Annotated in this window: 12 protein-coding genes; 3 read left to right on the top strand and 9 right to left on the bottom strand. The window is 58.2% G+C overall.

The window, feature by feature from the left end; genetic code table 11:
- Positions 1–264: 264 nt before the first annotated feature.
- From ACVLVH_RS19750 to ACVLVH_RS19760, 3 genes are all read right to left on the bottom strand, one after another.
- Positions 265–453: a hypothetical protein gene (locus ACVLVH_RS19750; RefSeq protein ID WP_061719884.1), complete on the bottom strand. Its 189-nt coding sequence runs from the start codon at positions 451–453 to the stop codon at positions 265–267.
- 405 nt (positions 454–858) lie between these two features.
- A complete protein-coding gene (locus tag ACVLVH_RS19755) occupies positions 859–2,589 on the bottom strand; it encodes a penicillin-binding transpeptidase domain-containing protein (protein ID WP_101761978.1) in 1,731 nt (576 codons plus the stop codon).
- A gap of 273 nt (positions 2,590–2,862) precedes the next feature.
- A complete protein-coding gene (locus ACVLVH_RS19760; protein WP_101761977.1) occupies positions 2,863–5,124 on the bottom strand; it encodes a molybdopterin-dependent oxidoreductase in 2,262 nt (753 codons plus the stop codon).
- Positions 5,125–5,320: 196 nt separating this feature from the next.
- Here ACVLVH_RS19760 and galR point away from each other — a divergent pair, with 196 nt between their 5' ends.
- Positions 5,321–6,322, top strand: a complete 1,002-nt coding sequence (galR, locus tag ACVLVH_RS19765; protein WP_036649453.1) for an HTH-type transcriptional regulator GalR — start codon at positions 5,321–5,323, stop codon at positions 6,320–6,322.
- 151 nt (positions 6,323–6,473) lie between these two features.
- Here galR and ACVLVH_RS19770 read toward each other — a convergent pair whose 3' ends face one another.
- Complete coding sequence (locus tag ACVLVH_RS19770; protein WP_498949984.1) at positions 6,474–6,923, bottom strand: GNAT family N-acetyltransferase; 450 nt, start codon at positions 6,921–6,923, stop codon at positions 6,474–6,476.
- A complete protein-coding gene (gene lysA, locus ACVLVH_RS19775; protein WP_498949985.1) occupies positions 6,923–8,176 on the bottom strand; it encodes a diaminopimelate decarboxylase in 1,254 nt (417 codons plus the stop codon). The genes ACVLVH_RS19770 and lysA overlap by 1 nt, the downstream gene beginning before the upstream one ends.
- Positions 8,177–8,286: 110 nt before the next feature.
- On the opposite strand from lysA, the gene ACVLVH_RS19780 reads away from it, so the two are divergent.
- Complete coding sequence (locus ACVLVH_RS19780; protein WP_498949986.1) at positions 8,287–9,207, top strand: LysR family transcriptional regulator; 921 nt, start codon at positions 8,287–8,289, stop codon at positions 9,205–9,207.
- Here the strand turns inward: ACVLVH_RS19780 and ACVLVH_RS19785 are convergent.
- Complete coding sequence (locus ACVLVH_RS19785) at positions 9,204–10,367, bottom strand: MFS transporter (RefSeq protein WP_101761973.1); 1,164 nt, start codon at positions 10,365–10,367, stop codon at positions 9,204–9,206. The two genes, ACVLVH_RS19780 and ACVLVH_RS19785, sit on opposite strands and share 4 nt — an antisense overlap.
- Positions 10,368–10,729: 362 nt before the next feature.
- Here ACVLVH_RS19785 and ACVLVH_RS19790 point away from each other — a divergent pair, with 362 nt between their 5' ends.
- Positions 10,730–11,356, top strand: a complete 627-nt coding sequence (locus tag ACVLVH_RS19790; protein ID WP_101761972.1) for a hypothetical protein — start codon at positions 10,730–10,732, stop codon at positions 11,354–11,356.
- 169 nt (positions 11,357–11,525) lie between these two features.
- On the opposite strand, the gene ACVLVH_RS19795 is transcribed toward ACVLVH_RS19790, so the two are convergent.
- The 3 genes from ACVLVH_RS19795 to ACVLVH_RS19805 are packed head-to-tail and all read right to left on the bottom strand — an operon-like array spanning position 11,526 to position 13,526.
- Positions 11,526–12,197 (bottom strand): DUF1989 domain-containing protein, encoded by a 672-nt coding sequence (locus tag ACVLVH_RS19795; protein ID WP_101761971.1) that lies wholly within the window; start codon positions 12,195–12,197, stop codon positions 11,526–11,528.
- A 13-nt stretch (positions 12,198–12,210) separates the two neighbouring features.
- Positions 12,211–12,876, bottom strand: a complete 666-nt coding sequence (locus tag ACVLVH_RS19800; protein ID WP_137386383.1) for an amino acid ABC transporter permease — start codon at positions 12,874–12,876, stop codon at positions 12,211–12,213.
- Positions 12,876–13,526 carry an amino acid ABC transporter permease gene (locus tag ACVLVH_RS19805; protein WP_192412037.1) on the bottom strand — a complete coding sequence of 217 codons (651 nt, stop codon included), beginning with the start codon at positions 13,524–13,526 and terminating at the stop codon, positions 12,876–12,878. Before ACVLVH_RS19805 ends, ACVLVH_RS19800 begins: the two co-directional genes overlap by 1 nt.
- Positions 13,527–13,529 lie beyond the last annotated feature (3 nt).

Here is a 13,529-nt window from a genome sequence, read left to right on the forward strand (position 1 = left end):
GTAATGACTTGAAAGCCATTGTAGGGAGGCGGGTTAAGCGGGGTTGTTAAGGTTGCGTAAAATATATTTTCCAAAGGAAAATGGTAAACCTTTCGTGCCATAAAGGGTTGGGATTTTTAGCGTTTTGCGGGTTTTCAGCCCCGAAATCGATTATCGAAAATTTCGTAGCGGCGCAATTTATTGCGCAAGATAACAGCGGGAAAAAGGTCAACGGAGCGCAATGAATTGCGCCGCTACGGTTATGTGCACGCAATAACCACCGATTTAACCTTTGGGTTCGATGCCTCTGCGGCGCAGCTCGCGGCGCGCCAGCTCTTTTAACCAGCACGACAGCGTGACGTTGTCGTCGTCGGTCACACTGCGCAGCTGCTCGTGCAGCTCCGGGTGAATACGTAACTGAAACGCCGAAGAACGGCCCTCGCCTTTTGGCGTGCGGTCTTTGGTTTTTGGCATCGCGGGTTGGCCTCAACGAGTCGCAATAAAAAATCGCCCCTTAAAGCGCTACCAACACCGTAAGGGGCTAGCGAACCGCCATGGAATGCGACATCGCGGTGCGTTACCTACAGGTTACACAACCCGATATTTTTATGTTGCCGGGGAAGTGTTAAGACTCAGACAAGAGGTGTGAGCGAGTTCGCACGGTCGTAAATTACAGGCAAAAAAAACCCACGCATCTGCGTGGGTCGGTGTAATAACAGGGTACTGCCAAAGCAGCTTGTTTCACACCCATCAATACCTCTGGGATCTACATACTCGCACCGTTGAGTCGGTGAAAGACAGGTGCAAAAAGCAACGGTGTTTGGGGAAGTGAAACGAGGTGTGAATATTCTCCACACCTCACTTACACTTTTGATTTAACTAAGATTTGTCTGAAGAAGGTTTACTGTAGATCGCATCGGGTGCCACGTTCATGTGCTTGAGTACCGGGCCCATGATGTTGCCGAAGATCGGTGCCGCCACCGAGCCACCAAAGTGATCGCCCGCGGTGGGATGGTTGATCATTACCACCAGCGCCACTTCCGGATGGCTGGCGGGCGCGATGCCGGCGGTGTAGTTGATATAACCGCCATCGTACTTGCCGCTGGTGCCCATCTTCTCTGCGGTACCGGTTTTGGTCGCCAGACGATAACCCGGCACCGCCGCTCTTACCCCGGTCCCGCCCGGCAGTACGTCGCTCTCCAGCATATGCACCACGGTTTGCACCACCTGCGGATTCGCCACCTGTTTGCCTAACACCGGCGGCGTCACTTTGGTGATCGACAATGGACGATAAACGCCGTACGAACCAAGCGTGGCGTATTCACGCGCAATCTGCAGCGGCGTGACGCGCAGGCCGTAGCCAAAGGCAAAGGTGGCGCGTTCGATATCGGCCCAGCGCTCGCGGTGCAGCGGGAAGTACCCCACGCTTTCACCGGTCAATCCCAGCCCGGTAGGTTTACCCAGGCCAAATGCCTGATAGGTATTAACCAGCGCTTCAGCGGGCATCGCCAGCGCAATGTGCGAGACGCCGATGTCACTCGATTTCTGCAAAATGCCGGTCATGGTGAGGCGCGGCCAGTGACCAACGTCGCGAATTAAGTGGCCGTTGACGCTGTAAGGCGTGGTATCGATCACCGAATCGGCGCGCACCAGATGGCGTTCCAGCCCTTCCATCACCACCAGCGGTTTCACCGTGGAGCCGGGTTCGTAACTGTCGTTGATCGCCGAGTTACGCATCTGCGCCGGCGTGGCATTTTCATAGTTGTTCGGGTTGAACGACGGATAAGAGGCCATCGCCAGAATTTCGCCGGTATCGATTTTCACCAATACCGCCGCACCCGAATCCGCTTTGTTAAGCAGCACGCCGTCGCGCAGTTTGCTGTAGAGCGTGAATTGGTCGAACTTATCGATACTGAGCTGCACGGTTGGCGGCTGCTGTGGCGGCTGGTAATCGATCATCGCAATGATGTTGCCTTCACCATCCTGACGATAAACTTCTTTGCCCGGATCGCCCTGCAGCACATGGTCGAAGCCCTTCTCGATGCCGTTCAGGCCGTTGCTGTCGGCCCCTACAATGCCAATCAGCGGCGCAGCTGCTTCACTCATCGGATAGAAACGGCTGTCGTTATACACCGAGCTGATACCTTTGAGTTTCAGCTCGGCGATATCTTTGGCGATGCCGAGTTCGATTTTGCGGCCCAGATAGAGGAAGCGTTTTTTCGGGTTGGCGGTGATGGCCGCGCGCAGATCTTCCGGACGCTGATTGAGCGCGGCCGCCAGATAAGCCCATTTGGCGCTGGTGAAATCGGGATTTGCCTCCAGCACGCGCATTGGATCGGCGATGATGTCACGTGCCGGAACGCTCAGCGCTAACGCCTGGCCGTCACGATCCAGCAAGGTGCCACGGTTAGTTGGCAACGTTACGGTACGCAGCGAGCGCTGATCGGCTTCGTGCTCCAGCATCGGATGCTTGATCAGCTGCAGGTCACCAACGCAAATCAGCAACAGCACCAAACAGCAGAAAACGCCAAGGCAGATCAGGCGAAAACGAAACGGGTTAAAGGGCGCTTTTATCTGGTCTTTTCCCAGAAATTTTTTTATTTGAGGCATGGCAATCCGCTGCTGTAAGTGAATCTGAAGCTTATTGCTTGCAGTTATAAAGAAACGTAAAGCGAGTTGACAGGAAAACTGTGTTTCGATTCGTTAAGCAAAAAAAAACCTGCGCATCTGCGCAGGTCGGTGTAATCAAGAAAACTTTTTGATGTTCACCCATCAATACCTCTGGGACCCTGACTGTAGCAAGGTGGCACGCTGGGAAACCATCGCCTAAACGCAACAGTTACCGGCAAAATGTAACCAGCGATGAGATTATTCGTTGCCCATTCACATCAGATGTTTTTTGATTTCCACCAGGCAACTCATGGCGTTAGGACCCTGCGTTAACGACGAGGTGCCGATATCCAATGTCAGGACATTCGGGTTGCCGGCGCGATCCCACGGTTGCCAGGCGCGACCAAAGCCAGGATCGAACCAGGCGCCGGTGGCGATGATCACCACGCCCGGCGTTACACCGTCGGTCAGGCGCACACCGGCCAGCATGCGCCCGCGCGCATTGCTCACCTCAATCTCATCGCCATCCTGAATATCACGCGTTGCCGCATCCTGCGGATGCATATATAGCGTCTCATGTCCGGCGGTTTTGTTACCTTGCACCGTGGCGGTGGCGTCCATCTGGCTGTGCAGACGATCGGATGGCTGAATCGAGATCATATGCAGCGGGAACTGTGAACTGAGCGGCGCGCCCAGCCACTCTTGCGGCTCGCGCCACTCGGGATGTCCGGCGAAATCTTCCAGCTGATAATCGGCAATAGTTTGGCAGAACAGCTCAATCTTGCCGCTGGCGGTTTGAATTGGATGCGTTTCTGGGTTAGCGCGGAAATCATCCATAAACACGAACGGCTTGCCGCCTTCGGGAATCTCGACAAAACCGCGCTCCCAGAATTCCCCGAACTCCGGGAACGGAATATCGCGGCGCGCATGCGCTACCGCGCACTGCTGATACAGATGCTCAATCCACTGCATCTCATTGCGCCCTTCGGTGAACACATCACGATAGCCGAGGCGATCGGCGATATCAGCGAAGATGTCGAAATCATTGCGCGCCTGATGCTGCGGCTTGATCGCCTGATGCATCGCCAGCACGAAGCGATCGCGCGACGATCCGCCGATGTCGTTGCGCTCCAGCGTGGTGGTCGCGGGCAACACGATATCCGCCATCTGCGCCGCCGGCGTCCAGACGATATCCTGCACAATCACGGTATCCGGGCGCTGCCAGCCTTCCACCAGACGATTGAGCTGCTGATGATGATGGAACGGATTGCCGCCCGCCCAGTGCACCAAATGGATATCCGGATAGTGCTGGGTTTCACCCTGGAATGCGTACGGCTGGCCGGGATTGAGCAGCATGTCGCTGATGCGCGCCACTGGAATCGACAAATTGCCCGGATTCGGGCCGGTGCTCATCATGGGTGCCGGGCCATCCTGACGCGGATTGCCGACGCTGTTCATCGAGCCATGACCAAAGGAGAAACCGCCGCCCGGCAAGCCTGGCTGACCGAGCATTGACGACAGCGCAATCATCATCCAGTACGGCTGCTCGCCGCGATGGGCGCGCTGTACCGAATAGGAGCAGGTAATAAAGCTGCGTTTGCCGATCAGCTGCTGCGCCAGCAAAGCAATGCGCGCCGCCGGAATGCCGGTAATGCTGCTGGCCCACTCAGGCGTTTTGGCGATGCCATCGCTTTCACCGAGCAGATAGCCGCGCAGCTGCGGCCAGCCGGTGCAATGGCTGGCGAGGAAGCTTTCATCCAGCGCGTTACGCCTGGTGATCTCAAAACCCAGCGCCAGCATCAGCGCCACGTCGGTGTTCGGGCGAATAGGAATCCACTCGGCATTGACGAACGCCGGGCAGTCATCGCGCATTGGGCTGATGTTAATAATTGGCGTGCCTTTGGCACTGAGCTGCTCCAGCGCCGGTTTCAGGCTGTGCTGCCCTGCGCCGCCGGAAGCCACCTGCGCGTTTTTCAGCGCCAGGCCGCCGAAGGCGATAAAGATGTCGGCGTGCTGCACCACTTCCGGCCAGTCGGTGACGCGGCCGGTGAGCGGCATGTAGGTGCCAATCACGTACGGCAGGAAGAACTGCGCCGCGCCCCAGCTGTAGTTACCTTGCTGATCGACGCCGCCGCCGCCCTGAAAATAGAAGCGACGAATCAGCGTGCGCGCGTGGTTGACGCGTCCCGCCGATGACCAGCCGTAAGAGCCGTTGAAAATGCCCGCTGCGCCGTAGCGATCGCGCACGCGGCGATTCTCTTCCGCCACTAAATCCAGCGCGGTATCCCAATCCACCGCCACGAAATCTTCCCGACCGCGCAAGGTGCGATCGCTGTTCTCACGCGACTTCAACCATGAACGGCGCACCATCGGCTGGCGAATACGCTTATCCGAATAGACCAGTTCAGGAATGGTGTTGAGCATCGGCGAGGGATCGGCATCGGCGAAGAAGGGTTCACAGCCAATCAGGCGATCGTTTTCGGTGACGGCAGTGAATGCGCCCCAGTGCGCCAGGTGTGGCACGCGAGTTTTCATGGTTTTTGGTCCGGCAGGCAGGTGTGATTATGTCTGGCAGCATAACATGAGCCTGTAACCGAGCTAAAGCGCGGCTGTGAGCGCCTGATTTTCCGTGCTTTTGCGACAGCGCTGGCATTCTGCCGGGTTGCTACAGGGTGGGTTTTCCGTAACACTGGTGGCATGTGTAAACGTTTTCCCGGATGTCGATAATCGCATGGCTACCATTAAGGATGTTGCCCGTATGGCTGGGGTGTCGGTTGCGACCGTCTCCCGCGTCATCAATAATTCGCCCAAAGCCAGCGAGAGTTCTCGCCTCGCCGTTACGGCGGCAATGGAGCAGTTGCAGTATCACCCGAACGCCAACGCACGCGCCCTGGCGCAGCAATCCACCGAAACCCTGGGTTTAGTGGTGGGCGATGTTTCCGATCCGTTTTTTGGCGCGATGGTCAAAGCGGTGGATGAAGTTGCGGGCCAGACCGGCAACTTTTTGCTGATTGGTAACGGTTACCACAATGAGCAAAAAGAGCGTCAGGCGATTGAGCAACTGATGCGCCATCGCTGCGCCGCCTTAGTGGTGCATGCTAAGAAAATCCCCGACGACGATTTAGAGATGTTGATGAAGCAAGTGCCGGGCATGGTGCTGTTGAATCGCCTGCTGAAAGGCTTTGAACATCGCTGCATCGCGCTGGATGACCGCTACGGCGCGTGGCTGGCAACGCGCCATCTGATTCAGCAAGGCCATACGCAAATCGCCTTTATCTGCTCCACGCACACCATTTCCGATGCCGAAGATCGTCTGCAAGGCTATTACGACGCGCTGAAAGAGCACGGTTTGCCGTGTAACGACCGTTTGGTGGCGTGGGGCGAACCAGACGAGGTGGGCGGCGAGCAGGCGATGACCGAATTGATGGGACGCGGCAAGCAGTTCACCGCGGTGGCCTGCTACAACGATTCGATGGCCGCCGGTGCGCTGGCGGTGCTGAGTGATAACGGCATTCGCGTGCCGGAAGAGATGTCGCTGATTGGCTTCGATGATGTGCTGGTGTCGCGCTATGTGCGTCCGCGTTTGACGACGGTGCGTTATCCGATTGTCACCATGGCGCAACAGGCGGCGCAACTGGCGCTGGCGTTAGCCAATGGCAGCGAGATGCCGGAAGTGACCAATATGTTTAGCCCCACGCTGGTAAGACGGCATTCGGTGAGTGGGCCGGGTTAAATCCTGGTGCGCGCTTTCCCTCACCCTAACCCTCTCCCGCAAGCGGGAGAGGGAATGATTAGGTGGAGTGAACCTCGGATTTACAGCTTGCTCGGGCGGCTCCTTCTCCCGCTTGCGGGAGAAGGCTGGGATGAGGGACAAAGCGCACCCATCACAAAATCCGCGAATACACCTTCACCCGCACATCCGGAAACTCCAGCGCGTCGCATTGATACTGCCAGCCAAAACGTTCGTAATAGCCGCCAAAGGTGGACCATAACCACAGCTTGTCATGACCGCGCTGCTGCGCGAAATCGATCACATGCTGCTGCAGCGCTTTGCTCAATCCCTTGCCGCGCGCGGACTCCTCAACAAACAGCGCCGCCACCCACGGCGTGAGATCCTGACGGCTGATCAAATCGCAGCGCCAGAATCCCACCGTGCCGAGCGGTATGTCGCCGTCGAGCGCCACGAAGGTCACCGGAAAGTCCGCGCCGTTGAGGCTGCTGCGCACAATGCTGTGGTAAAACTCACGCGACGTACCGTCACCAAACGCCTGCCACAGCCAATCGGTAATCTGCGTAGCATGATGCGGCACCTCGCTGAGCGCGACGATCTTCATCAAATCAGCTCCAGCGCCAGCAGCTCCTGAATGGTCTGCGCACGACGAATTTCTCGCGCCGCGCCATTCTCGAACAGCACTTCCGGAATCAGTGGACGGCTGTTGTAGTTCGACGACATCGACGCGCCGTACGCGCCGGTATCGTGGAACACCAGATAATCGCCGACCTGCGCCACAGGCAGCGCACGGGTTTCTACTTTGCCACCTTCCAGTTGCGTGAACACGTCGCCCGATTCACACAGCGGACCGGCCACCACGCTCTCCACGGTGGCGTCGCCCAGCGCGCGGCCATCGACCGGCAGCAGAGATATGTGGTGATAGCTGCCGTACATTGACGGACGCATCAAATCGCTGAAACCGGCATCGACCAGCACAAAGTGACGGCTGCCCATCTCTTTCACTGCGCGCACCTGTGACACCAGCACGCCCGATTCGGCAACCAGGAAACGACCTGGCTCGATCTCCAGTTTCACCGCATGACCGAGATGCGCAGCGATACGCTCACGCGCGCCGTTCCACAAGCCGTAATAGTGCTGGGTATCAATGGCTTCTTCGCCAAAACGATACGGAATCGACAAACCGCCACCGGCAGAAATCGCCTCTAAATCCTGACCAAACGCCACCACCTGATCGACCATCGCGTCACACACCTGCTGCAGATGGCCATAATCCACGCCGGAACCGATGTGCATATGCAGGCCGACCAGACGCAGGCCGTGCTGCTGAATCGCCGCCAGCGCCAGCGGCAGATCGCTGTGCCAGATGCCGTGTTTACTGTTCTCACCGCCGGTGTTGGTTTTCTGGCTGTGACCGTGACCAAAACCCGGATTGATGCGCAGCCACACCGCGTGGCCCGGTGACAGCTCGCCCAGTTGATGCAGCATATCCACCGAACCGGCATTGACCGGCACTTTCAGCTCGGCGATACGCGTCAGGGTTGGCTGATCAAACACATCGGCGGTGAAGACGATATCCTCGCCGCCCGGCTGATAACCGGCGGCAATAGCACGCTCGATTTCACCCAGCGATACCGAATCGACTTTGACGCCCGCCGCACGCATCAGACGCAAAATGTGGATGTTGGAGCAGGCTTTCTGCGCAAAACGCACCACGTCGAAGGCGCCGAGCTGCGCAATGCGCTGCTGAATGATCGCCGCATCATAAGCCCAGAATGGGCCGGCATAACGCTGCGCCAGCGGCAGTAAGTTGGCGGCAGTTAACGCGGTTTCGGTGTTGTTGAGTGGGCGTGGCATGTCAATTCTCCTGTGTGATTGAGGCTATTTAGCCACAGCGCATCAATTCAGAAAAATATCTGTTTTAGCGACGTCTATACAAATATGATATGGGTTATCTGGAGGAGACAATGGCAAAAATTAACTTGCGACATATCGAAATTTTTCACGCGGTGATGACCAGCGGCAACCTGACGCAGGCGGCGACGCTGCTGCATACTTCGCAGCCCACGGTGAGCCGCGAACTGGCGCGCCTTGAGCAGCAGCTCGGCCTGCAGCTTTTCGAACGGGTGCGCGGCCGCCTGCAGCCCACGGTGCAAGGCTTGCGGCTGTACGAAGAGGTGCAGCGCTCGTGGTACGGACTGGATCGCATCATGGATGCCGCCGAAGGGTTGCGTCAGTTTCGTCAGGGTGAATTGTCGATCGCCTGCCTGCCGGTGTTTTCGCAGTCGCTGTTGCCGCCGCTGCTGCAGCCCTTTCTTCAGCGCTATCCGCAGGTTAGCCTGAATATCATTCCGCAGGAATCGCCGCTGCTGGAAGAGTGGCTGTCGGCACAGCGTTACGATCTCGGCCTGACCGAAACCCAACACGCACCGGCGGGCACCGAACGCTTGCCGCTGCTGACCTGTGACGAAGTGTGCGTGCTGCCGCCACAGCATCCGCTGTGTCAGCGCGAGGTGCTGACGCCGCAGGATTTCCACGGTGAAAACTACGTCAGCCTGTCGCGCAGCGATAGCTATCGCCAGCTGCTGGATTCCCTGTTTCATGAGCAGAATGTGGAGCGTCGTCTGGTGCTGGAGACGCACAGCGCGGCGTCAGTGTGCGCGATGGTGCGCGCGGGCGTGGGGATTTCGATTGTGAATCCGCTGACGGCGCTGGATTACGCCGATAGCGGTGTGGTGATGCGTCGCTTCAGTATTGCCGTGCCCTTCACCGTCAGTCTGGTGCGGCCGCAGCATCGACCGGCTTCGGCGCTGGTCGATCACTTCTGCGACCACCTGCAACGGCACGTGGCGGCGTTTCCACAACGTATTGCCGAGCGGCTGGCTTAAGCGTTGACCGCTTCGCCCTGCCCGCCCGCTTTGCGGAAGGTGATCAGGCAGATCACCAGTCCGACCGCGGCCAGCGCAGCAGCGGCAACCGGCACCGACGTCAGGCCGTACCCTTTCTCGATCACCGCGCCACCGACCCACGCGCCGAGCGCATTGCCGACGTTAAAGGCGGAGATATTCAGCGTAGAGACCAGATTCGGCGCATCTTTGCCGTGGCGCACCACGTTAATCTGCAAGCCCGGCACGGTGGCGAAGGTCGCCATCGCCCACAGGAACAGCGTGATTTCCGCCAGCCACAGCGCATGGCTGGTCCAGCTGAACAGCAGCGAGAACACCGCAATCAGCACAAAGCTGAGGATCAGGCTGAACGACACTTTCCAGTCGGCCAGCTTGCCGCCGAGGATGTTGCCGACGGTCAGCCCCGCGCCAATCAGGAACAGCGTCCAGCTAACACCCCGATCCGAGATACCGGTGACCTGCAACAGCAGCGGGGCAATGTAGCTAAACAGCGCAAACATCGCCGCCGCAAAGAACACCGTCATCAGCAGCGACAGCCACAGTTTGCCGTTGGCCAGCGCGCTGATTTCACTCGCCAGATGCACCGGCTTCTCTTCTTTGTTGGTCGGCAGGCTCACCATCAGCGCGATAAAGGCGAAGATGCCGATGATCGCCACGCCCCAGAAGGTGGCGCGCCAGCCAAACATCTGACCAAACCAGGTGCCGAGCGGCACGCCGAGCACGTTGGCCAGCGTCAAACCGGTGAACATCAACGCCACGGCAGAAGCTTGTTTACCTGGTGCGACCAGGCTCGCCGCCACCACTGCACCGATGCCGAAGAACGCACCGTGACACAGCGCCGTCACCACACGCGCCAGCATCAGCAGGTTGTAGGTGTAGGCCAATGCACAGAGCACGTTACCGATGATGAAGATGATCATCAGCAGAATCAGAGTACGTTTACGCGGCAGTTTGGCGGTCAGCAACGCCATGATCGGCGCGCCAATAGCAACGCCCAGCGCATAGCCGCTGATCAGCCATCCCGCAGAAGGAATGGTCACTTGCAGATCGCCCGCCACCTCGGGCAGCAATCCCATAATGACGAATTCCGTGGTGCCGATGGCGAACGCACTCAGCGCCAGCGCCAGTAATGCAACAGGCATAACACACTCTCCCAATAATTTTTTGCAGGCGGGCCGCACTGCGAACGCAGTACGGTAACAACAGACGCTTATTAAAATTTGAACTGCGTCACATTGTTATTAAAGCATAGCCCTTCCATGCCAACCACCCTGCGCGCCGCAAGACTATTTTGCGCTCGCAGCAATAATCCCTGCGCGGGAAAATGTCACTGACTAACCATTGAGACAGATGGAGGTTTCCGCGCTACGCTTGAAAAGGATGTGATCGTTATCACAGTGAGTCAGCTTTTGACGCAAAATCAAACAGTAAAGGATGGACGCGCACTGCCGATACCTCAATGGATTGCCCGGTTATGGGGTGTCAAAAATCGAGGGGAAAGCGTATGCGATGGCTCATCGCGCTAACGGTTGGCTGCCTAAGCGGCTGCTCTGTTGGACATTACGAATACAGCAAAGAAGCAGCAAAACGCGTCGATATGACCGTCACCGGCATTCCAACGGTGCTGGGCATTGGTGCGCTTGGCACCACCATTCCTCTCACGCCCGAATACAGCCTGACGGCGGCCCACGTGGCGAAGTATTCACTCTATCGGGTGAAAGCCTGGCATCCCGAATGCGATATTGCTGTGGTGTACCATAAAAACAGCGAAGCCAATTTGCCGCCGCCGTTCCGCAATAGCCATATCGGCGACGACGTGAATCTGTATGGCTACAGCTTTATTTCCGCGATGCCGGTAGCGTCAAGCGGCAAGAATCTGATCAATACCACGCTGGCGAATGACTGGAACAAAGCCAGCTGTGTGGTGGTGGCGGCCAATGCCGGCGTGGTGAAAGGCATGTCCGGCGGCGCGGTGTATAACGCCAGCGATGATACGCTGGCGGGGGTGATTGTCGGTTACAGCAGCCAGATTGATGACAATAAAAGCGGCAAAACGCTGTTTAAGAATGTGGCGCTGTATGTACCGTACGCACGCTTTCAGGCGTGGCTGGATGGGGTGGTGAAGTCTTAGATCGTGCTGGCTGTCCCCCTCCTCGGTCGGTGCTGGCTGTCCCCCTCCTCGGTCCTCCCCCATAAATGGGGGAGGAAGATGCTGCAATATGATAGTTCTGAAGCTGCATGTGGCAGCGTCTCCTTCCCCCATTCATGGGGGAAGGCCGGGATGGGGACAGCGTGCACAGTCAAGCCGGAACCCACGCCCCCTGCACCTGCACCTGCGGGAAACCGCTGGTCAGAATACGCAGCTCGGCATCGCGCGGGGTGTTGTCGCCCTGCCCCTGAATGCTGACGATATCCTGCGGACATGCGGAAAACGCCACAAAACAGTCCATCTCGGCGCGCAGCACAATATAGTCACCCGGCTTCGTCACCACCGGCAGCGTCTTCAGCGTGATGCCATCCGGCTGCACCTGAATATTCATAAAGATATTAAACGAGGCCAGATTGCCATGCGGCAGCGTCACGCCCAGTTCACGCATGCCTTCAAACAGATTGTCATGGCAGTTGCGATGCGGTTCGGTGCAGCCGAGCAGCTCATAACGACGCGCATCGCAGGCCGCCATAAAGGTGTCGTGCACGCCTGGCGAGGTATCCGCCACCAGCGTCAAAATCGGGTGGCGCTGGCTGGTGATAAAGCTGTCGCCCACTTTGGGATTGAGACGCTGATTCCACACGCGCGTCGCCTCCATACACATATATTCACTCACATCCTCAGCGTTGTAAGCCCAGCAATCCACCACCTGCGTGCCGTGCAGGTTAATCACCTGCACCGCTTCACCTTGCTTCAAGCGCACCGCTTTGCCGTAGCGCGCCGGGATGGTCATCGCTTCACGATGCTGAAATTCAGCCGACATGTTGTTCTCCTGATTAATGCTGCATGGCACGACGATAGCGCGTCATGCGAGATTCAAGGCCGCGCGCCAGCCAGTCGATGACGCTGTTGAGCAGCCAGTAACAGAGCGCCACCGTGAGATAGATCTCCAGCGGCGCGTAGGTATCCGAAATCGCCTGTTTGGCGGCGTACATAAACTCCTGCACCGAGACAATCGACAGCAGCGCGGAGTCTTTAATCAAACCGATCATCAGCCCGACCAGCGGCGACAGCATCTGCGGCAGCGTTTGCGGCAGCACCACGTCACGCAGTTGTTCGCTGCGGCTCAGGCCCAATACGCGGCACGCTTCCCACTGCCCTTGCGGCAGCGCATCAATCGCCGAGCGGATCACCTGCGCAATGTAAGGCGCGTAGTAGAGCGTCAATGCCAGCACGCCCACCACCGGCGACGACAGCGTGATGTCATATTCCGGCAACACAAAATAGAGCAGATAGATCACCACCAGCAGCGGCAGCGCGAGGGTTAAGCCGCTGTAAAGATTGAGCAAACGCAGCCAGAACCGCGATGCCCGCATCAGCAGCACGGCCAATAGCGCGCCCCACAGTAGCGAGCAGAGCGCCGCCACCAGACAAAGCTGCAAGGTGGCGAGCAGGCCGTCACCGAGCGACGGCAGAGAGGTGATAATTGCCTGCCAATCCATTACGCCAACCTCCGCTTCGCTTCTAAACGACGCGCCGCCGCAATTAACGGCATGGCGATCAGCAGATAACCGGCCGCCACCAGCAGCAGCACCTGCGTGGCTTCGTAGGTGCGGGCGATGACGATCTGTCCGGCGTAGGTCAGTTCAGTGAGCGCCACCACCGACGCCAGCGGCGTGGTTTTCAGCAGAATGGTGAATTCATTCACCAGCATCGGCAGACTGGCGCGCATCACTTGGGGATTGATGACGTACCACCACGTCAGCAGGCGGCTCAGACCCAGCGTGCGCGACGCTTCCAGCTGTCCGCGCGTCACCAGGCTGCGATTCACGCGCAGGATTTCCGCCACGTACGCGCCGCTGTTGAGGCCAATGGCAATCACCGCCGCCAGCATCGGCTGACCGCCCAATCCCAGCCGCGGCAAGGTGAAAAACACCACAAACAGCTGCACAATCGCTGGCGTTCCGCGCATCACGCTGACATAGCAACGCCCGATGGCGCGCCAGATCCAGGCTCGACGCAGCTGCAGGAAGCAGCCGAGCTGCCCCATCACCACGCTGACTAATGACGCCAGCACGGTGAGCACCAGCGTCATCAGCAGGCCGTGTCCGAGTTCCGGCAGCGCGGCCACTACCTGTTGATCCAGCCCCATGCG

This window comes from Kluyvera sp. 1366, assembly GCF_054823405.1.